We start from the raw sequence: 19,334 nt of genomic DNA on the forward strand, positions 1-19,334 counted from the left end.
AAGATTAAATTCCGAAACCCCATTTGCGAAAGCAGATGGGGTTTTGTTTTGGGCGATGGAAAAGTATGAGCGAGCGCGCCGGGAGCAAGCTCGACCCTAGAGTTGAAGCCCCGACAAATTTGCACAGTTATTTCTGAAGCAGAACACTAGAATAGGCACCTAACCTTTTTAGAGTTCGAGCCCTATATGCCGGATCCGGTTGATACCCTCAAGGTGTCAGACTTACCGCTGGACGACCTGGTGGCATGCCATGAGTGTGACTTGCTGATGCGCAAGCCAGAGCTTGCCCGTGGTGAAAAAGCCTTATGCCCGCGTTGTGGTTATGAGCTGTACGCCCATCGGCACAATGTCGTCGAGCGTAGCCTCGCCTTGGTGATCGCGGCGCTGCTGTTGTACATCCCTGCGAACTTTTTACCCATCATGCAGCTCAATCTACTCGGGCAGTCCTCGCAGGACACTGTGTGGAGCGGCGTTGTCGCCCTATTCAACACCGGGATGCAAGGCGTCGCCGTGGTGGTTTTCCTCTGCAGCATGGGCATTCCATTGCTCAAACTCATCTGCCAATTGGCGGTATTGCTGAGCATTCGTTGGAACGTCGGCCGCAGCTACGGCTTGCTGTTCTATCGCATTTATCACCATTTGCGGGACTGGGGAATGCTTGAGGTCTACCTGATGGGTGTGCTGGTGGCAATCGTAAAGCTGGCCGATATGGCTTCCATCACCGTAGGCTTGGGTTTGGCCTGTTTTGTCGGTCTGTTAATGGTCCAGGTGCTGCTGGAGGTGGTGATGTCACCTCACCAGATCTGGCAGGCGTTGTCAGGAGAGGATGCTCATGCGGGCGATTGATGCGGGCATTCTGATTTGTACCGAATGCCACGAGCTGAACAAGCAAGACCCGGACACTGACGAGCAAACCTGCAGCCGTTGCGGTGCATTGGTCCACGCTCGTCGTCCGAACAGCCTGATGCGTACTTGGGCCTTATTGATCACTGCGGCCATTTTGTACATCCCCGCCAACCTGCTGCCGATCATGACCGTCAGCTCCCTGGGGCAGGGCGATCCGAGCACCATCATGTCCGGGGTGATCCAATTGGTGCAGCATGGGATGTTCCCTATCGCGGCCGTAGTCTTTATTGCCAGTATCCTGGTGCCAACGTTCAAACTGGTGGGTATCGCTTTGCTGTTGTTCTCGGTGCAACGCCATCAGCCGCTTTCTGCGCGACAACGCATTATCATGTACCGCTTTATCGAATTCATTGGCCGCTGGTCCATGCTGGATATCTTCGTGATCGCCATCCTGGTGGCGGTCGTAAATTTTGGGCGACTTGCCAGTGTCGAGGCTAATCTCGGCGCTGTGGCTTTCTCCAGTGTGGTGATTTTGACGATGCTTGCCGCAGTAACTTTCGATCCCCGACTGATTTGGGATAACACGGAGTCGGACGACGACCATGACTGATTTGCCTAAGGCTAAAACCCGCCCAGCTTCGAACTGGTCGGCTATTTGGGTGCTGCCCCTGATTGCACTGGTGATCGGCGGCTGGCTGGGATGGCGCGCTTATAACCAGACGGGCATCGAGATCCAGGTTCGTTTTGAAAGCGGCGAAGGTATCCAGGCCAACAAGACCGAAGTGGTCTACAAAGGTATGTCTGTGGGCAAGGTCAAAACCCTGGCCCTCGATGATGAAGGCAATAATCGCGGGGTGATTGCTACCATCGAGATGAACAAGGACGTGGAGCAATACCTCAAGACCAACACCCGCTTCTGGCTGGTCAAACCCAGCGTCAGCCTGGCCGGAATTACCGGCCTGGAGACACTGGTCTCGGGTAATTACATTGCTGCCAGCCCCGGCGATGGAGAGTCTTCGCGCAAGTTCAAGGCGCTTTCCGAAGAGCCTCCACTATCGGATGCCAAGCCCGGCCTGCACCTGACCATCAAGGCCGAACGCCTCGGTTCGCTTAACCGGGGCAGCCCAGTGTTCTACAAACAGATCCAGGTGGGCCAGGTCAAAAGTTACCTGCTCTCCGAAGACCAGAGTACCGTTGAGGTCAAAGTCTACATCGAGCCAACCTACGCCAATCTGGTGCGTAAACATACGCGCTTCTGGAACGCCAGTGGCATCAGCATTGATGCCAACCTGTCCGGGGTCAAAGTGCGCAGCGAATCCCTGGCCAGCATCGTCGCCGGCGGTATCGCCTTCGCCACTCCTGAGAACCGCAAGGACAGCCCACCCACCGATCCAAGCCTGCCGTTCCGGCTGTACGAAGACTTTGACGCCGCGGCCGCAGGTATCCGGGTCAAGGTCAAACTCAGCGACTTCGAAGGCCTGCAGGCCGGCCGTACACCTGTGATGTACAAAGGCATTCAGGTCGGCAGCTTGAAGACCTTGAAGGTCGATCCAGACCTGTCCAGCGCCAGCGCCGAACTGACCCTCGATCCATTGGCCGAAGACTATCTGGTCCAGGGCACCCAATTCTGGGTGGTCAAACCCTCCATTTCCCTGGCCGGCATTACCGGTCTGGAAGCTCTGGTAAAGGGTAACTACATCGCCATCCGCCCCGGCGATAAAGGCACTGCCCCCCAGCGTGAGTTCGAGGCCCGGCCCAAGGCCCCCCCGTTGGACCTGCGTTCCCCAGGCTTGCACATGGTGCTGTTCACCGACAGCCTTGGCTCCCTGGAGGTTGGCAGTCCGATTCTCTACAAGCAGGTCAAGGTCGGTTCGGTACAGAGCTATCAATTCTCCCGCAAGCGCAAGCAACTGGTGATCGGTATCCATATCGAGAAGGAATACGAAGGCCTGGTCAACGGTTCTACCCGCTTCTGGAATGCCAGCGGCGTAACGCTCACTGGCGGTCTGACCGGCGGCATCCAAGTCAAGAGTGAATCCTTGCAGAGTCTGATGGCCGGCGGTATCGCCTTCGAGACGCCAGAGCAGAACGTACCCCTGAAAAAGCGCATACCACGTTTCCGCCTGTTCCCGGATCACGAAGCTGCCAATCAAAAGGGCACGCTGGTGACCATCAAGGTTGACCGTGCCGATGGTTTGCGCAGTGGCACGCCGGTTCGCTTCAAGGGTTTGGACGTGGGCAAGATTGAAAGCGTCGACCTGAGCGCCGATATGCAGTCCGTGATGCTCAGCGCACGTATCACCGAAGTGCCGGAACGTATTGCTCGCGTTGGCAGCCAGTTCTGGGTGGTCAAGCCTGAATTGAGCTTGATGAAGACGTCCAATCTGGAAACCCTGGTGACGGGCCAGTACATCGAGGTGCAACCTGCGGCGAAAAGCGCTGGCCCACAAAAGAGCTTTGTCGCCTTGGCCCAACCGCCTGAGGCTACCCAACAGGAAGCCGGCTTGAGCCTGGTGCTCAGTGCTGCCCGCCGTGGATCGTTGAAAGTCGGTGTGCCGGTGACCTACCGTGAAGTCACCGTGGGCAAGGTCACCGGTTACGAGCTGGGACAGACCGCTGACCGCGTGCTGATCCATATCTTGATCGAACCCAAGTACGCCCCACTGGTACGCACAGGCAGTCGGTTCTGGAACAGCAGCGGCTTCGGTGTCGACTTCGGCCTGTTCAAGGGCGCGACGGTACGCACCGAGTCCCTGGAGACCCTGATCCAGGGCGGCATCGCCTTTGCCACGCCAGATGGTGAGCGCATGGGCAATGCCGCACGTCCCGAGCAGACCTTCCCGTTGTTCGACAAGTTCGAAGACGAGTGGCTAATCTGGGCGCCGAAGATTCCTCTGGGTAAATAAACCCGAACCCATAAAAAAGGCCGCGATCCATTGGATCTCGGCCTTTTTTGCTTTCAGTGCAGCCAATCAGACCTCATCCAACTCCGGCTCGTCCGCCTGCACATTCACTGTCGCCTTCACTGCGTCGTGACGGCGAATGTACTTCCAGTCCGCCTCATCAATGTAGATCCCGTTCGGCCCGCTGCCGCCTTCCAGGTCAATGGCCACCTGGGCGGAAACCTGCGGCTTCACACTGGCCAGAATCGGCACGAAGCCCAGCTGCAAGCTTGTTTCCAGCAGCGCCGCCTGGTTCTTCTCGTCTATGTCTGCTGCCTCATCGAGGTAATACGGCAAGCGCACGCGCCCGGCCTGATCGCGGTCCATCAAGTGCAGCAACAAGTACATGTTGGTCAGCGCCTTGATGGTCATGGTGGTGCCGTTGGAGGCGGCGCCATCGATGTCGGTGTGAATCACCGGCTGACCGTTGACCTTGGTGATCTCAAATGCCAGCTCAAACAGATCCTTGAGGCCTAGCTGGTTATGGTTGGCGGCTACCAGGCGTGCCAGGTATTCCTTGGCCTCTTCGTTCTTGTTGTCCTGCTCGGCGCTCTGGCTCAAGTCGAACACCGACAGGGTTTCGCCTTCTTCATACTGACCGGCACTGTGGATGATCTGGTCGATATGCTTGAGGGCTTCCTTGTTCGGCGCCAGCACGATGCGGAAGCTTTGCAGGTTGGAGACCTGGCGCTTGTTGATCTCGCGGTTGAACAGCGCCAACTGGTGCTCAAGGCTGTCGTAGTCGCTGCGGATATTGCGCAGGGTTCGCGCGATATCGGTGACCGCAGCACGTCGCGCCTTGCCCAGAGTCAGGGCTTCGTCGGTACGGTGTGCGTAAGCGTTGATCAGCAGATGTAGACGACGCTCAACGTCATCCTCACTGTCGAATTTGGCCACGCCCTTGAGGCGCACCTGGGCGTACAGCGCTTCGATCTGGCCATCGCCGCGCAGCAAACCCTGCCAGCTATCCTGGTAGTCATTGAGCAGCGCCAGCAAGTTATCCATGGAGTCGTCGACCGGGTCCATAAACGGCGTGCCAAACGGCAAGTCCGCTGGCAACAGCTGACGACGACGCAAGGCGTCATCCAGCGTGCGCTGCTTGGCTTCCATGTCACCGATCTGGCGCCCCACCAGTTGCAGCTTGGCCGACAGTTGCTGGACGCGTTCGGTAAAGGCATCGCTGGAGCGTTTCAGTTCGTCTTGCGCCGCTTCCATCTGCGCCAGGTTTTCCAGCTTCTCGCCTTCCTCGGCGCTCAGGGTTTGCGCGCGGCGGAAGTCTTCCAAGGCTTTCTGCGCATCCAGCACCTGCTGGTACAGTGCCTCGGTCTGGGTCTTGCTCGCCGCGCGGTCGGAGGCCACGGCTTGCTGGGTTTTCAGTTGCTTGAGTTCTTTTTCCAGACGCTCTTTCTGGTCGCGCAATGCTGCGCGGTCAGCCAGGGCCTGCAACGCCGGCGGCTCGATGTGCGAGATGTCGATGGACAGCCCTGGCACTTCAAAGCGCTCGCCCTTGAATCCATCGAGGATCAGCTCCAGGGATTTGACCCACTGACCGTCGTCGTCCAGGGCAATGCCATGTTCACCCAATGGCAAGCTGAACAACGAGCTGTTGAACAGCCGCATCAGGCGCTCGACGTCCTGCTGGGAGAATTCTTCCCGCAGTTTGGCGTAGCTGTTGTTGTCGGCGTGATCGAGTTGTTGCTTGACCGACTTCAGGCGTTTTTCCAGGTCCCGCAGACGCTCATCCAGGTCCTCGGCGCTGAACTGGCGCGACTGCGCCAGGGCCCCCGCCAGCTCATCGTGAGCATCCTTGGCCGCGAGCAGTTGCTGCTCCAGCACCTTGACGTCATCCACCAGGGCAAAGCGATGCTTGAGCACCGACAACTCACCCAGCCAACGCTGAATACCGCTGATTTCCCGCTCCAGGCGCATCAGTTCCTGGGTGCCGCCGCGCTGGTCGTTCTGCAGCGAATCTTGTTCGTTGCGGTAGTGCTCGGCCTGGATCGTCAGTTCTTCCTTGCGTGCACCGGCGTAGTCCGACCAAGTGCCCAGCAACGAATCCAGCAGTGGCGACAGGCGGTGCAGCTTGCCACGCAGAATATCGCGGTGCTTCACGCCATTGGCCAAGGCTTCGACGAGAGGGCCAGCAGTCACCAGGGCGTTGTAGTCCTGCTCCATGCGTCTTACATCACGGAAAGCTTCTTCACACGCTGCGATGTAATCGACACTGCCAGAGCGCAAGCTGTGTTCGAAGGCATCGAGGAACAGTTGCTTAAGCTTGGCCGCAGTGATTTCGCGCATATGCAGCAGGTTGATAAACAACGCGCGGAAGGTCTTCAGGCTCTGCTCGCTGGTAGAGCGCAGCGGGATCAGCGTCAGGTCCAGCGCAATAGAGGTGTGACCACCCACCAGCAAACGGCGCAGCTCATCGGGCTTGAGTTCATAGGCTTTCAAGCCTTCACGCTCAAGGTTGGTGAACAGCTCTTTCTGCCGTAGGCAAGTATCGTTTTTCTGGTAGTGGGCCAGGTCCAGCTTGCCGGCGTAGGCAAAGAACTGGTGACCGAAACCACCCCCCGGGCCGCGACCGACCACGCCGATCACATGCGGGCCGTGCGGTAGTGCCACTTCCACCAGGATGTAGCTGGTGTCGGTAGCAAAGTAGAAACGCCGGGATTGCTCCAGGGTGTACTTGCCGAAACTCATGTCCGACATGCGCGCCAGGATCGGGAACTGCAAGGCGTTGATCGAAGCCGATTTACCCAGGTTGTTCGCGCCATACACCGACAGCGGCTCTTCCAGCGGGAACAAGCCCAGGCTGTAACCGGCGGTATTCAAGAGGGCGAAGCGGCGAATGCCGTAGCGTTCCTTGCTCATGCGTCGGTCTCCTGTTCTTCGGCAATGGCGCGGGCCATGGCGTCTTCTTCGCTGTCGTCGGTGAAGTCACTAAGGTCCAGCGGATCATTGGTCTTCAGCAATTTTTCGTCGCTGTCCTCATCGATCAATACCGGAGCCGGCAACGGCAACACGCTATGCAAGCTGGCCGCCAAATCGCGGTCCTGCTGCACGGACAGGCACACATCGAGGAATCGATGCATCGGCGGCAGGAAGCGGTAGATACCGTTCTCTTCACTGGCGAAACCGAGCTGTGTCATGCGACGCATGATTTTTTCTTCCAGCTCTTCCTGGGTCTGCACTTCGGCCTGGATAAACAGGTCGCGGTACTTTTCCAGCAACGACGGCAGCTCATCGCGGCCCAGGCTGCCACCGTCGAGCACGGCAATCGGGTCGCGACCCTGGTCGGCCAGGTGCTCGACGATGATGAAGGTGAACAGTGCCAGGCGCTGGGCGGTCTTGTTGACCTGCGCGGCGGCGACGGCGGTGTCCGGGACGAAGTAATAGAAACCACGGGTATCGCATACCAGCTCAAAGCCCAGGGCCTTGAACAGCGTGCGGTACTGGTCCTGGAAGTTCGACAATTGCGCGTACAGCTCCGGGTCGCGGCGGCTGACGTGGTACCCCTTGAACAGCTCGCGAAAGATCGGCGCCAGCTGGGACAGTTCGGATAGATCAAGATGCATGCTGAGTACTTGCATAAGGGGTGCTCGCAGAATTCTCGGCCGCATCAAGGCTAGCCGGGAGCAGGGCGAATGAGCGCAGGCTGACCTGGTGCTCGTGAGTGTGGTAATCCTGGCGTTCCAGACGTTCGCGCTTGAAGCGTTTTTCCCGCGACAGGCGTGAGAACCAGTACAGCAACTCGTCGGTCGCGCCGTCCGGTTCCTGCTCCAGCAGCCAGGTCATCAGGTCCGGCATCGGCAGAGCATCTTCGCAACGCTCCAGCATTTCCTTGACCGTGCGCGGTGCGCGAGGGGCTTCTCCCTTGTGGGATTTGTGTGCCTTGGGGAAGCGCGCAGGTTTGGGTTCGAAGTTCGCCAGGGCGTAGACATAAGCCTCGACCTGGCTGGCACTGCCGAGAAAGGTGCTTTGCGGCCGGGTAAACATTGGCATCGCCGCTTGCGGCACCGCGTCCAGGCCCTTGCGGCGAATCGCCGACAAGGCCAGCGCGGCGCCACGGGTCACGGCGTTGTGCCGGCGGGCCTCTTCGCGCAGCGGCAGCAGTAATTCGCGGGCATGACGCAAGGTCAGTTGGGCGCTGGTTTGCATTTCGAGGATGCGCGCGTGGGTGCGCAGCAGCATGTCATCGTCCACCAGGTGGCCGAGGCGCTGCTGCTCAGTGAGCATGCGCAGCAGCACGTTTTCCACCTTGCGCACGCCTTGTTCGAAGGCGCCGTCGGCGTTCACCAGCTGGATCATCGGTTCTACGTATTCGTCCCAGGTCGCCAGGACTTCGGCGTAACGCTGGCGCAACGGGATCTGCCGGTCGCTGGTTTTGGCCCGATCGGCCACGGCGGCGAGGGCCTGTTCGTCGTTGGCGAGCTTTTTCAGCACGTCGCGCACGCGCATGTCCAGCAACCGCAGCTGCCGGGCCAGGTCGTGGCCGTCACGGATGTCGAAGGCGTCCTGGATATAACCGGCCAGGCGCTCAAGGTGGCGCAGGTAGGCTTCGATTTCCAGGCACAGGCCTAGCCGGTGCTCCTTGCGAAGATAGGCGAGGAAGTCGTGGATCTGCGCGTTGAGCTCGAAACGGTTCGGGCTCTTGGCGACAGGCACCAGGATATCCAGGCGAATCCACACGTCCAGCAGGCTGGTGATGTCCTGGGGCGTGCTGTCCAGTTGTTGGGCGGCCAGTTGCGCGCGCAGTTCGGCGAGGCTCAGGGTGCCTTGGTCGAAGTGTTCGCACAGAGGCTCAAGCAGGGCCCAGTGTTCGGCGAGGGCGCGCAAGACGCGCTTGGGTTCGATCATCGGAATGGCCGGCTGGTTGGCGATTAAAAGCAGCGATTGTACTGCATCCAAGATGGGATTTATCCACAGCCGGTCAGGGTGCTCCTGGATGGGCTTTAAACGCATCAACGGTGGGCGATCATCGTCGAAGGGCGGTAGAATCCCCATTCTTTAGTTATCCACAAGTGGCCGACCTTTGCTTATCGAGTCCCGACGTCGCGCTTACTTGACCGCCATGCAGGTGGTCAACTGGCTGCCACGCACCGAATTGCCCTTTGCCGCGCCTTCGCGGCCCGAGCTGTTGCAAGCGCTGGAACCTTACGAGCCTTTCGAGTCGTCTGGCGAGGAAGCGGCTTCGCCTGTAGCGGTGGTCAAACCTGCGGTTGAAGCGGTTGTTCGGCCGACAGAGCGGGTCAAGGTCGAAGTACCGCGTCGGTCGCCCGTTGCCAAACCGGCGATTGCAGAGCAGGCAGCCCCCGTGGTCAAGGCCCCGGTGGTGCTACCGCCGCGTTTTTCCCTGCAGCTGCTAAGGGCTGGACGCTGCCTGGTGCTGGTGGAGTTGCCCACCGGCGAGCGCTTCCAAACGCGCGACCCGGCGTATCTGCTGCTCAAGGACATGCTACGCGCCGCCGGCCTGCCGGACAGCCCGCAGATCGTCGGCGAACCGGTGCGCTGGCCGCTGCTGGTACGAGGCACTATGGACCAAGGCCCGGAAGCAGCACGGGATTTTGTCCAAGGCTTTGTCTCGGCCCGCCTGGAAGACGAACCTTGCGTCTGCCTGTGGCTGATCGGCCTGCCAGCCGTGCGTTTTGCCGGCGAGGCCAATGCCGAGTCCTGGTACCGCGAACTGCAGGTCGAAGGCCTCGGTTCAGTCTGGGCCCTGCCGGGCCTGGAATTATTAATGGAAGAGCCACAGCGTAAGGCTGATGTCTGGCAAGCCATGCGCCGGCTGATGGCGCGCTGGAAAAGTACCAATGAGTGAGGCTTTATCTTTCCGCCCGATGACCGAGGCGGACCTCGATGCTGTGCTGAAGATCGAATACGCAGCCTTCAGCCACCCCTGGACTCGCGGGATTTTTCTCGACGGACTGGGCAAGTACCAGATCTGGCTAATGTTTGAGGGTGAGCAACAGGTGGGGCATGGCGTGGTGCAGCTCATCCTCGATGAAGCGCACCTGCTGAACATCACTGTGAAGCCGGAAAACCAGGGCCGTGGCCTGGGCTTGAGCCTGTTGGAGCATTTGATGTCCCGCGCCTACGAGGCCAAGGCGCGCGAGTGCTTCCTGGAAGTACGTGACAGCAATACCGGGGCGTTTCGCCTGTATGAGCGCTATGGCTTTAATGAAATCGGCCGGCGTCGGGATTACTATCCGGCTGTAGGTGGGCGCGAGGATGCAGTCGTCATGGCCTGCACCTTGGTGGATTGAGTATAAAACTCATGTGGAAGCGAGCTTGCTCGCTCCCATAGTTAGAACCGCGTTGCTTCAGCGATTGCCATCCACCGGGTCCCGCTCCGCCATCTCCGCCTCATCCAGACCATTCCCGCCACCAATATCATCCTCATCAACGATGCTCAGGTCCCAATCCGCCGGCTCACCTTCCCCTGCTTCATGGGCATCGCGCGCACCATCTTCACGGATCAGCGTTTGCGGGCTCATATCGTCATCGGTCGCCTCATGATCGGCGGTCGAAGCTGCGGTCATCCCGGCTTCTCGCACCCGCTGCTCGGGCATCAAGTGTTCGCGTTCACCCCGCGGGAGCTCATTGCCAATTTCCGCCGTCGGCTCCTCCTCATCAAAGTCCAGCTCCCGCATCGAGCCCATGCGGTCTTCGTTGTCATCAATCGGCTCCGGTTGAGTGGCGCCGAAAGGACGTCGTGATTCAGTCATGGCTATTCCTCATAATGTGGGGCTTATAGTGTGTGGACAGGCGCGGCCCTTTAAGATTCAAGGTATTTTCCGTTCGACTATCTGCGTCCTGGACGTGACCCCGATGGGTGGTCGTCTGTCAAAGCTGCGCATGATTCCTGAGGCTGACCTGATGAACGAACTACAAGACCTGATTGATAACAATGAACGCTGGGCGGATGCGATCAAACAGGAAGATCCGGAATTCTTCGCCAAGCTCGCCCGTCAGCAAACCCCGGAATATCTGTGGATTGGCTGTTCGGACGCTCGTGTACCGGCCAACGAGATCGTCGGCATGTTGCCTGGCGACCTGTTTGTGCACCGTAACGTGGCCAATGTGGTGCTGCACACCGACCTTAACTGCCTGTCGGTGATTCAGTACGCCGTTGACGTCCTCAAGGTCAAGCACATCCTGGTCACCGGCCACTATGGCTGCGGCGGTGTGCGCGCCTCGATGCAGGACCGCCAACTCGGTCTGATTGATGGCTGGCTGCGCTCAATCCGCGACCTTTACTACGAAAACCGCGAAGTGCTGGGCCAATTGCCTACGGAAGAAGAGCGGGTCGACCGCCTCTGTGAGCTGAACGTGATCCAGCAAGTGGCCAACGTCGGCCACACCAGCATTGTGCAAAACGCCTGGCACCGTGGGCAGAGCCTGTCGATCCACGGCTGCATCTACGGGATCAAGGACGGTCGCTGGAAAAGCCTGAACGCCACCATCAGCGGCTTTGAGCAGTTGCCGCCGCAGTACCGTTTGCGTCCGGTAGGCGCTGTTTAAGGGCTTTTACGTTTGCGCCACTGTTCCATGAATAGCTGGCCTTCAGCGTTCAGCGGCTCCTTTATACCGGTGATCCAGCCCCGGCAGTTGCCGGCGCCGCAACGGCAAGGGAACTGCCGAAACAACACGTCTTCAGTGCTGGCGTAATCCATGGTCAGGAGGGTTCCGGCGGGGATGGCCTGGACCGACCACAGCTCCAGCTCGCTGATGTCGAGAAAAGTGTTCGGGTTGCAGGAGTGCAACAGTAGGCCGCTGCACCAGGGGTCATATAGGTGGATGCGAGCAGACACCTGTAGCGTATGCAGGCGTCGCTCGCCCAGGGTGTGCCCGGAGATATTGCCCATTTTTTGCGTAAGAAAATGCCTGCTGATTACCTGTCATTAAAGCGCCGGGATGCTCGCTGACGGGGCAGGCGCTGCGCTCTTCAATTGCTTGAGTTGAGCCTTGATCGCTGGCGTGGCGCACTTGGCCTTCGCTTGCTCGGGGGGGAACTCGCGAATCGAGGTATAGAACAACTCGCAGGTCTGCTCCTTGCGGGTCACTTGCCAGGTGTTCATACAACCTTTGAGTTGCACATTAGGATCGCTGGCGGGCTTTTGGCCCATTGCGGCCTGCCAGCAGGCAGCGCTCAAGTCCTGGCCCATGATTTTCAAGCCGGCATCGTCGGCTTTTTGTTCGTCGCCGTCGTAGGTGTCGGGGTTGGCGGCGTACCAGATGTAACTGGGGTGGTTGGCGCCCAATACCGCGACGTTGGCGCCTTCGGCTGGGCTGATCTGCGCGAGGCCCAGTACCGCCACACTCTGTCCGTACTGCTGCTTGATCCAACTGCGCACTGGCGCGCCGAACGCTACCATCGGCAACGAGCCGCTGGCGTTCTGGCTGAGTTCCTTGACCATCCGCGTCTGGTACTCGGTGAAGTAACCGTAGACCCCCTCCAAATCTTTGCCTGCCGTGGCGGGGGCGGCAATCGGTGCGATATCGATGATGGTCTGGTACTCCGGCGTCTGGGTCGCCGGGAGGCCGTTGGCGGTCAGCAGCGTGGCCCAACGGTCAGTGGTGGCTGATTCCAGGTAGTCCTGGAAGTGGGTCAGGGAATAGTCCGGCGGGAAGTGCAGCAGTTCGATGCTTTTGCGGTTTTCCAGCGCCATGCCCAACGGCAGGAACAGGTACCAGTTGAACTGCCACTTGCCGTCGCTGTTGAGTTTGCTGGCGCCCTGATAGGCCAGGTCTGCCGTGTTGAGCAGTGTGGTCAACGGCTGGCCGTAGCCGTCCGGCACACCGCTGAAGTGGGCCAGTATTTGACTCTGATCGTTTTTTACGCTGACTTTCGCTCGACTGTAACCATCACGCTGAAGGCTCTGGTTAAGGTAATGCTCAACGGTCTGCTCCAGCGTCAGCGGCCGAAAACAGATAACGCTGCAATTATTGGGATAGGCAAACAGTTGGGTGACCCGTTGCGGGGTGCCCAGCGGCACGATGACGTCAGCCTGTACGACCGCACTCAAGCTCAGTGCCGCCAGGGTGAAGGACAACCTGGTCAGTTTAAACATGCATGTTTCCTTGTCAGCGAAAGCCCGTCTGCGCGGGGTGAGTGCCCACCCTCACACAGTAGCGGTTGACCAGGAAACATGCGTGGGAAATCTGTTTTCTTGTCGCTATTGGGCAAGAGCGGCTACACCGTGAAGTGCAACGCATTGCTCAAGTCGCCGATGGGTTTCTGGCCTCGGGTGATCATGAACCTAACCGCACCTGTCGCAATAACAGGCGCGGTTCAACTAAATTAAGGCATCACCGGCGGCAAATACGTCAACGTCGTCCCCAGCGCCCACAACAGAAACAGCACCAGCGGCGTATGCACCAGCAACTGCACAAACGAGAAACCAATCAAATCCCGCGCCTTCAACCCCAGCACACCCAGCAGCGGCAGCATGTAGAACGGGTTGATCAGGTTGGGCAGCGCCTCGGCGGCGTTATAGATCTGCACCGCCCAGCCCAGGTGATATTGCAGGTCGTTGGCCACTTGCATCACATAAGGGGCTTCGATGATCCACTTGCCGCCACCCGACGGAATAAAGAACCCCAGCACCGCTGAGTACACGCCCATCAGCAGGGCGTAAGTGTCGTGGGAAGCTATAGAGGTGAAAAATGTCGAGATATGGTGGGCCAACGTCTGCCCGTCGCCGCCCTTTACCACTGTCATCAGCGCCGCGATGGAACCATACAACGGGAACTGGATCAGCACCCCGGTGGTGGTTGGCACTGCGCGGGCCACCGCGTCGAGGAAACTGCGCGGGCGCCAGTGCAACAATGCCCCCACCATCAGGAACAAAAAGTTGTAGGTGTTTAGCCCCGAAATAGCGCTGATCGCCGGCTTGGTGGAGAACTCATGGAACAGCCACCCGGCCGCCAGCAAGGCCAGCAGGATGGTCAGCAATGGGCTGTGCTCCAGCCATTCGCCGGGGCGGGTCGGTGGTTGCGGCTTGGGCAGGTTAAATGCCGGATCGACTCCGCAGGCCTTGGCGTCACGGGCGGAGTTGGGTCCAGGCGCGGTGACGTAAGCGATGACCAGCGACACCACAATCAACGCCAGCAACAGCACGCCCGATTGCCAGAGAAAGATGGTCTCGGTGAAGGGAATCATCCCGGTGATCGACAGAATCGACGGCGGCAGGCTGGCCGGGTTGGCCTGCAACTGCGCTGCCGACGACGACAGCCCCAGGGCCCATACCGCGCCGAGGCCCAGGTACGCGGCGGCACCGGCGGCGCGGTAGTCCATGCGCAAGTCAGTACGGCGGGCCAGAGCGCGCACCAGCAAACCGCCGAAGACCAGGGACAAGCCCCAGTTGAGCAGCGAGGCGACCATGGAAATCAACGCTACCCAAGCCACAGCGGAGCGGCCGTTTTTGGGAATGCGCGCCAGGCGATCAATCAACTTTACGGCCGGCGGCGAACTGGCGACCACATAACCGCCAATCACCACGAAGGCCATTTGCATGGTGAACGGGATCAGGCTCCAGAAACCATCACCGAAGGCTTTGGCAGCCTCGGTCGGTGCTGCGCCCATGCTCAAGGTCGCTACGGCGACAATGATCACGGCAAGGGCGGCAAACACCCAGGAATCGGGAAACCAGCGCTCGGCAAAGTTCGAGCATCGCAGGGCAAAGCGGGCATAGCGGCTATCTTCGATAGGATCGGCCACGTTGGAGTACCTCTTGTAGTTATTATGGGGGCGGCAGGGTGTTCGCAAGGTATTGCCGCATCTTGGCCCACGGGCATTTATTTGGGAATGTTGTTATTTTCATGGATCAATGAGTAAAACGAATATATCGGCTGTGATTGCCAGGATTCGACTCAGCTCATAACCTGCATGCCATTTGTTTGTCTGCCGAGCTTCTTCATGACTGCCACCGCTTATCCACAGGCGCAGCGTTTCTCCCGCTCCGACTACAAAACCCTGGGCCTGGCCGCCCTGGGCGGTGCCCTGGAAATCTACGATTTCATTATTTTCGTGTTTTTTGCCCTGACCCTGAGCCAACTGTTCTTCCCCCCGGAAATGCCCGAATGGCTGCGCCTGCTGCAAAGCTTCGGCATCTTCGTCACCGGCTACCTGGCGCGGCCCCTGGGTGGAATCCTGATGGCGCACTTCGCCGATCACCTGGGACGCAAACGGGTGTTCAGCCTGAGCATCCTGATGATGGCGCTGCCGTGCCTGCTGATCGGCATCATGCCCACCTACGCGCAAATTGGCTATTTCGCGCCGTTGATACTGCTGGTGCTGCGGGTACTTCAAGGTGCCGCGGTGGGCGGTGAAGTACCGAGCGCCTGGGTGTTCGTCGCCGAGCACGCACCGGCCAATCACCGTGGTTATGCCCTGGGATTCCTGCAGGCCGGCCTGACCTTCGGCTACCTGCTCGGCGCACTGACGGCAACATTACTGGCGCAAGTATTCACCCCGGCCGAGATCCTCGACTACGCCTGGCGCTTTCCGTTTCTGTTGGGCGGTGTGTTTGGCGTGATCGGCGTCTGGCTACGGCGCTGGCTTAGCGAAACCCCCGTGTTCCTGGCGATGCAGGCCCGTCGCAAGACGGATACGGAAATGCCCCTGCGCACCGTTTTGCGTGAACACCGCCACGCACTGCTGCCGGCGATGATCCTCACCTGCGTGCTGACCTCGGCGGTGGTCGTTCTGGTGGTCATCACCCCGACCATGATGCAGAAAACCTTCGGCATGACCCCAAGCCACACTTTCGCCCTGAGCAGTCTGGGCATCGTTTTCCTGAACATCGGCTGCGTCCTTGCCGGCCTGCTGGTGGACCGCATCGGCGCCTGGCGTGCAGTGCTGGTCTACAGCCTGCTGCTGCCGATGGGGATTGCCGTGCTCTACGCCAGTTTGATCGCGGGCGGCGTCTGGCTCGGTGCGGCTTACGCTATCGCCGGCTTGAGTTGCGGCGTGGTAGGCGCGGTGCCGTCGGTGATGGTCAGCCTGTTTCCGGCGCAAATTCGCGTCTCGGGGATCTCCTTCACCTACAACATTGCCTACGCCCTGTGGGCCAGCACCACACCGCTGATGTTGATCGCGTTGATGCCCACCCGTCCATGGATATGCGTGGGGTATTGCGTGGTGATGGGGGCAGTGGGGGCGGTGAGTGCGGCGCACTTCGGCAAGCGCCACACCTTGGCGGGAGAATCGTTACATCAGAAAGTGCCACACCCAGATCACTAAGCCAGAGCTTCCGTGTGCTGTTTTGGTGCGATCAGCGGCTAGTCACGCGCCTCCAATACATAGCCCACACTCCGTAGGGTGTGGATCAGCTTGTGATCGAACGGGTCATCGATCTTCGCCCGCAGGCGGCGGGTCACCCGCGCCATCGCGGCGCATGTACACCGCGTTGGCGTTGCTGTAGTCAGCGCCGGTGCCTTTGCCGTAGCGGGTCATGAACGACAGGCCGGGAATGCTGAAGGTCTGCATGTCCAGGTCGTAGCGCGCCATCCATGAGCGCTCCTTGGGTGAGTTGCAGTCGCTGTACTGGATCGAGTTGTCGAGGAAGATCGAGTCCGACTGGCGCAAGTAATCGAAGTCGTCATCGCCGTTGTTGCACTGGTGCGACAGGGCCAGGCGATGCGCGCCGACCTTCACGCCGAGCCGGGCGCTCCAGATGCTGTTATCGAATTCGCCCAACAGCTTCTTGCCCTCGTCCACCGCCTTCTAGTAATTAAAACCGCCAAACACCGATGGCGGTCGATTGGCTCATGGCATGCAGGAGCCCGCCTTGCAAGTTCAAGCCTTCCAGGCTGGTGTTTTCCAGGGTGACGCCGCGAAAGCTTTCCGGCAACAAGCGCGAGTCACCGTAGTGCACCACCGGCGTTTGCGGGAACACATCACCGACCTTGATCACGGTATCCAGCAGACGCATTTTCGCGGCGCCACCAAGTTTGCTGTAGCCATCTTCGGGACGGTTGTCGCTGTCTACCGGCATCACGCTGAACGACCCCTTGCCGCCGCTGCGCCCGGAGCCCGAATCCAGCTTCAAACCATACATCGCAAAGGCATCCAGGCCAAAACCTACTGTGCCCTGAGTGAACCCTGACTCGAACTTGCCGATCAGCCCTTGCGCCCAAGCCTCTGAATAGCCGTTGCCGGTGGGGCTGGACTGGCCTTTGCGGTCATTACGATTGAAGTAAAAGTTGCGCGCCAGCACGTTCAAGGTACTGCCATCGATAAAACCTTCGGGTTTATCTTCCACGGCCATGCTCGCCAGCGGCGTACATCCGGCCAATACGGAGATTATTGAAAGGTACGTTTGCGGTTAGTGCAGATGTAGCGCTCCTTGGTATTGGCAGCTATTAGCTTTTTTGGTCGCCAGGTGCAGGCCTATCGGTATGGCATGAAGCTGGACATCGCCAGGGTGGTTAGCGTCACGCCACCGATTCGCGCTTGCAAGGCCGTGCCCTCGCGCATGACTTATGAGGACTCCAGCGGCACCCTCAATACCCTCGAATATCAGGTGATGGGCCTGTGCCGTAATAACGGCAGTTGAGGGGCTGGAAAAATATAGTTGGGTGTGGCGCTAAAGCCCTCTTCAGAAAACGCCGCGAGCGCCGATGGTTAGACAGATCGCTGTTCTCACTGGCTATTTTTACTTGCCCATCGGTGCCCCCATGTTCAACACCCGCTTGAAGCAGGAGCTGTCCGCTCTTCGCGAAGAATTGTCCAGCCTGCAGCAAGTCAAGGAGAGCCTGGAGAGCGAAATGCTTGCCCTGACGCTTGATCCAAAAGGGCACATCGAGTCGGTCAACCAAAACTTTCTTCAGGAGATGGCCTACAAGGCGGGTGACTTGCTCGGCCGTGCGATCGAGGACTTTGTCCCAGCCCATGTGAAGCAGGATGAGTTCCAGAAGCGCTTTAAAAACGCCCTCAGCCGTGGCGAACACTTTGCCGGTACCGTGCGCCTGCTGCGTGGCAACGGCAAGGAAGCCTGGCTGCGCTCCATCGTGCAACCGGTACGCAGCGCCGATGGGCGCATCAAGCATTTTTCGGTGTACTCCAGCGATCTGACCCGCACCATCGAGGCATCCCGCGAGCACGAAAACCTGATCACGGCGCTGGTGCGTTCCACAGCGGTGATCGAGTTCGACCTCAATGGCAATGTCCTCACCGCCAACGAGCGTTTCCTCAATGGTATGGGCTACAGCCTGGCGCAGATCCAGGGCAAACATCACCGTACGTTCTGTCAACCGGAGGACTACAACAGCGCCGAGTACCAGGCCTTCTGGAAACGCCTGAGTGCCGGTGAATTTGTCGCTGATCGCTTCAAGCGCATCGACTCCCATGGCCGGGTGGTTTGGTTGGAAGCGTCCTACAACCCGGTGGTCGATGCCAACAACCGGCTGTACAAAGTGGTCAAGTTCGCCACGGTGATCACCGATCAGGTCAATCAGGAGCAGGCGGTTGCCGAGGCCGCTAACATTGCCTACAGCACTTCCCTGCAAACCGACAGCAGTGCCCAGCGCGGCACCACTGTCGTGACCCAGGCGGTGGACGTGATGCGCGACCTGGCCAAGCACATGCAGCAGGCGGGCGAGGGCATCGAAGCACTCAATGCCCAGTCCCAGGTGATTGGCAGTATCGTCAAGACCATTAGCGGGATTGCCGAGCAGACCAACCTGCTGGCGCTCAACGCCGCCATTGAAGCTGCCCGCGCCGGGGAACAGGGGCGCGGCTTTGCGGTGGTGGCCGATGAGGTCCGGCAGTTGGCCTCGCGCACCAGCAAAGCCACCGAGGAAATCGTCGGGGTGGTGCGTCAGAACCAGGACATGGCCCGGGATGCGGTGGCGTTGATGACCGATGGCCGACTCCAGGCCGAGCAAGGCTTGGCCCTGGCGGCGGAAGCGGGCACGGTGATCGTGGAAATCCAGGACGGCGCGCAGAAAGTGGTCAGTGCGGTGGGGCAGTTTGCCAATCAGCTGGCTACCTAACTTCCGTGCTTGTCGTAGTGTTGGGTTGCGCGTGGATTTCAAAGTGCAGCATGTCGAACCACTGCCCATGGAACAGAAAACTTTTGCGTGAGTGGCCGTACTGAGTGAAGCCGCTGCGCTCCAGCACCCGCAGGGAGCCTGGGTTTTCCGGGCGCACCGTGGCTTCGATGCGCAGCAGGGCGTGCTCTTCAAAGGCTTTTTTCAAGCCTAGCCCCACGGCTTGCCGGGCGAGGCCGCGCCCGGTGTGGTCGGCGCCCATGCGGTAACCCAGGGACGCCGAATGGAAGTACCGGCGCCGGACTTGGGTAAAGTTGATCCGTCCCACCAGAACCCCGTTCTCGCGCACCAGATACTGATAGGCACGGTCTTCATTGGCTTCCAGCAGGGCGGTCTCGATTGCCCGGGTTACGCCGTCGACGCTGTAGTAAGTGTCGGGTCTGGCGTTGACCCAGCTTTCGAAGTACGCCCGATTCCCCAGCTCGAAGGCCAGCACTTCGTTCACGTCATCCCACTGCGGGGGCGTCAATGTCAGGTTCATCCTTGTAAAGC

At 59.6% G+C, this 19,334-nt stretch carries 14 protein-coding genes and 6 pseudogenes; 10 read left to right on the plus strand and 10 right to left on the minus strand.

The features are described from left to right. Positions 1-186: 186 nt before the first annotated feature. Genes AAEZ06_RS25715 through AAEZ06_RS25725 form a run of 3 tightly spaced genes read left to right on the plus strand, consistent with a single transcriptional unit; the run spans position 187 to position 3,752 of the window. Positions 187-846, plus strand: a complete 660-nt coding sequence (locus tag AAEZ06_RS25715; RefSeq protein WP_350616873.1) for a paraquat-inducible protein A — start codon at positions 187-189, stop codon at positions 844-846. Continuing rightward, positions 833-1,456 carry a paraquat-inducible protein A gene (locus AAEZ06_RS25720; protein ID WP_149411792.1) on the plus strand — a complete coding sequence of 208 codons (624 nt, stop codon included), beginning with the start codon at positions 833-835 and terminating at the stop codon, positions 1,454-1,456. Before AAEZ06_RS25715 ends, AAEZ06_RS25720 begins: the two co-directional genes overlap by 14 nt. After that, on the plus strand, positions 1,449-3,752 hold the full coding sequence (locus AAEZ06_RS25725) for a PqiB family protein (RefSeq protein WP_149411791.1): 2,304 nt from the start codon (positions 1,449-1,451) through the stop codon (positions 3,750-3,752). The genes AAEZ06_RS25720 and AAEZ06_RS25725 overlap by 8 nt, the downstream gene beginning before the upstream one ends. A gap of 66 nt (positions 3,753-3,818) precedes the next feature. Here the strand turns inward: AAEZ06_RS25725 and mksF are convergent, their stop codons facing one another. From mksF to mksB, 3 genes are read right to left on the minus strand one after another with little or no spacing between them, the layout of a single operon-like run. Further along, positions 3,819-6,659 (minus strand): Mks condensin complex protein MksF, encoded by a 2,841-nt coding sequence (gene mksF / locus AAEZ06_RS25730; protein ID WP_149411790.1) that lies wholly within the window; start codon positions 6,657-6,659, stop codon positions 3,819-3,821. Next, complete coding sequence (gene mksE / locus AAEZ06_RS25735) at positions 6,656-7,363, minus strand: Mks condensin complex protein MksE (RefSeq protein ID WP_350616876.1); 708 nt, start codon at positions 7,361-7,363, stop codon at positions 6,656-6,658. The genes mksF and mksE overlap by 4 nt, the downstream gene beginning before the upstream one ends. Beyond that, positions 7,353-8,645, minus strand: coding sequence for an Mks condensin complex protein MksB (mksB, locus tag AAEZ06_RS25740; RefSeq protein ID WP_350616902.1), 1,293 nt, complete (start codon positions 8,643-8,645; stop codon positions 7,353-7,355). The genes mksE and mksB overlap by 11 nt, the downstream gene beginning before the upstream one ends. Before the next feature lie 214 nt (positions 8,646-8,859). On the opposite strand from mksB, the gene AAEZ06_RS25745 reads away from it, so the two are divergent. Together AAEZ06_RS25745 and rimI are read left to right on the plus strand one after the other, a co-directional pair. Beyond that, positions 8,860-9,606: an energy transducer TonB gene (locus tag AAEZ06_RS25745; RefSeq protein ID WP_149411803.1), complete on the plus strand. Its 747-nt coding sequence runs from the start codon at positions 8,860-8,862 to the stop codon at positions 9,604-9,606. Beyond that, on the plus strand, positions 9,599-10,051 hold the full coding sequence (gene rimI, locus AAEZ06_RS25750; RefSeq protein WP_149411788.1) for a ribosomal protein S18-alanine N-acetyltransferase: 453 nt from the start codon (positions 9,599-9,601) through the stop codon (positions 10,049-10,051). The genes AAEZ06_RS25745 and rimI overlap by 8 nt, the downstream gene beginning before the upstream one ends. Positions 10,052-10,108: 57 nt before the next feature. Here rimI and AAEZ06_RS25755 read toward each other — a convergent pair whose 3' ends face one another. Then, positions 10,109-10,513 carry a serine kinase/phosphatase gene (locus AAEZ06_RS25755; RefSeq protein WP_149411787.1) on the minus strand — a complete coding sequence of 135 codons (405 nt, stop codon included), beginning with the start codon at positions 10,511-10,513 and terminating at the stop codon, positions 10,109-10,111. Between the two features lie 151 nt (positions 10,514-10,664). On the opposite strand from AAEZ06_RS25755, the gene can reads away from it, so the two are divergent. Further along, complete coding sequence (gene can, locus AAEZ06_RS25760) at positions 10,665-11,309, plus strand: carbonate dehydratase (protein ID WP_133101908.1); 645 nt, start codon at positions 10,665-10,667, stop codon at positions 11,307-11,309. Here can and AAEZ06_RS25765 read toward each other — a convergent pair. The 3 genes and pseudogenes from AAEZ06_RS25765 to AAEZ06_RS25775 form a co-directional block, all read right to left on the minus strand. Then, positions 11,306-11,641: pseudogene (locus tag AAEZ06_RS25765) on the minus strand (SET domain-containing protein-lysine N-methyltransferase); the annotation flags it as partial. The gene can and the pseudogene AAEZ06_RS25765 sit on opposite strands and share 4 nt — an antisense overlap. A gap of 48 nt (positions 11,642-11,689) precedes the next feature. Further along, a complete protein-coding gene (locus AAEZ06_RS25770) occupies positions 11,690-12,859 on the minus strand; it encodes a hypothetical protein (RefSeq protein WP_149411785.1) in 1,170 nt (389 codons plus the stop codon). 230 nt (positions 12,860-13,089) lie between these two features. Then, positions 13,090-14,508, minus strand: coding sequence for a short-chain fatty acid transporter (locus AAEZ06_RS25775; RefSeq protein ID WP_149411784.1), 1,419 nt, complete (start codon positions 14,506-14,508; stop codon positions 13,090-13,092). A gap of 198 nt (positions 14,509-14,706) precedes the next feature. Here AAEZ06_RS25775 and AAEZ06_RS25780 point away from each other — a divergent pair, with 198 nt between their 5' ends. Next, positions 14,707-16,032, plus strand: coding sequence for an MFS transporter (locus tag AAEZ06_RS25780; protein WP_149411783.1), 1,326 nt, complete (start codon positions 14,707-14,709; stop codon positions 16,030-16,032). 38 nt (positions 16,033-16,070) lie between these two features. Here AAEZ06_RS25780 and AAEZ06_RS25785 read toward each other — a convergent pair. Both AAEZ06_RS25785 and AAEZ06_RS25790 read right to left on the minus strand, forming a co-directional pair. Further along, positions 16,071-16,163, minus strand: a pseudogene (locus AAEZ06_RS25785) (winged helix-turn-helix domain-containing protein); the annotation flags it as partial. Beyond that, positions 16,162-17,059: pseudogene (locus tag AAEZ06_RS25790) on the minus strand (OprD family outer membrane porin); the annotation flags it as partial. The pseudogenes AAEZ06_RS25785 and AAEZ06_RS25790, both read right to left, overlap by 2 nt. Positions 17,060-17,170: 111 nt before the next feature. Between AAEZ06_RS25790 and AAEZ06_RS25795 the strand changes: the two are divergent. The 3 pseudogenes from AAEZ06_RS25795 to AAEZ06_RS28665 form a co-directional block, all read left to right on the plus strand. Beyond that, a pseudogene (locus tag AAEZ06_RS25795) lies at positions 17,171-17,347 on the plus strand (DUF2790 domain-containing protein); the annotation flags it as partial. Positions 17,348-17,558: 211 nt separating this feature from the next. Continuing rightward, positions 17,559-18,197: pseudogene (locus tag AAEZ06_RS28660) on the plus strand (PAS domain-containing protein); the annotation flags it as partial. Positions 18,198-18,353: 156 nt separating this feature from the next. After that, positions 18,354-18,785: pseudogene (locus AAEZ06_RS28665) on the plus strand (methyl-accepting chemotaxis protein); the annotation flags it as partial. Here AAEZ06_RS28665 and AAEZ06_RS25805 read toward each other — a convergent pair. Beyond that, entirely contained in the window at positions 18,778-19,323 is a 546-nt protein-coding gene (locus tag AAEZ06_RS25805) for a GNAT family N-acetyltransferase (RefSeq protein ID WP_149411781.1), read from the minus strand. The pseudogene AAEZ06_RS28665 and the gene AAEZ06_RS25805 sit on opposite strands and share 8 nt — an antisense overlap. Positions 19,324-19,334: the final 11 nt, after the last annotated feature.

Origin of the sequence: Pseudomonas sp. HY7a-MNA-CIBAN-0227 (assembly GCF_040310325.1) — a bacterium.
Classification (GTDB): domain Bacteria; phylum Pseudomonadota; class Gammaproteobacteria; order Pseudomonadales; family Pseudomonadaceae; genus Aquipseudomonas.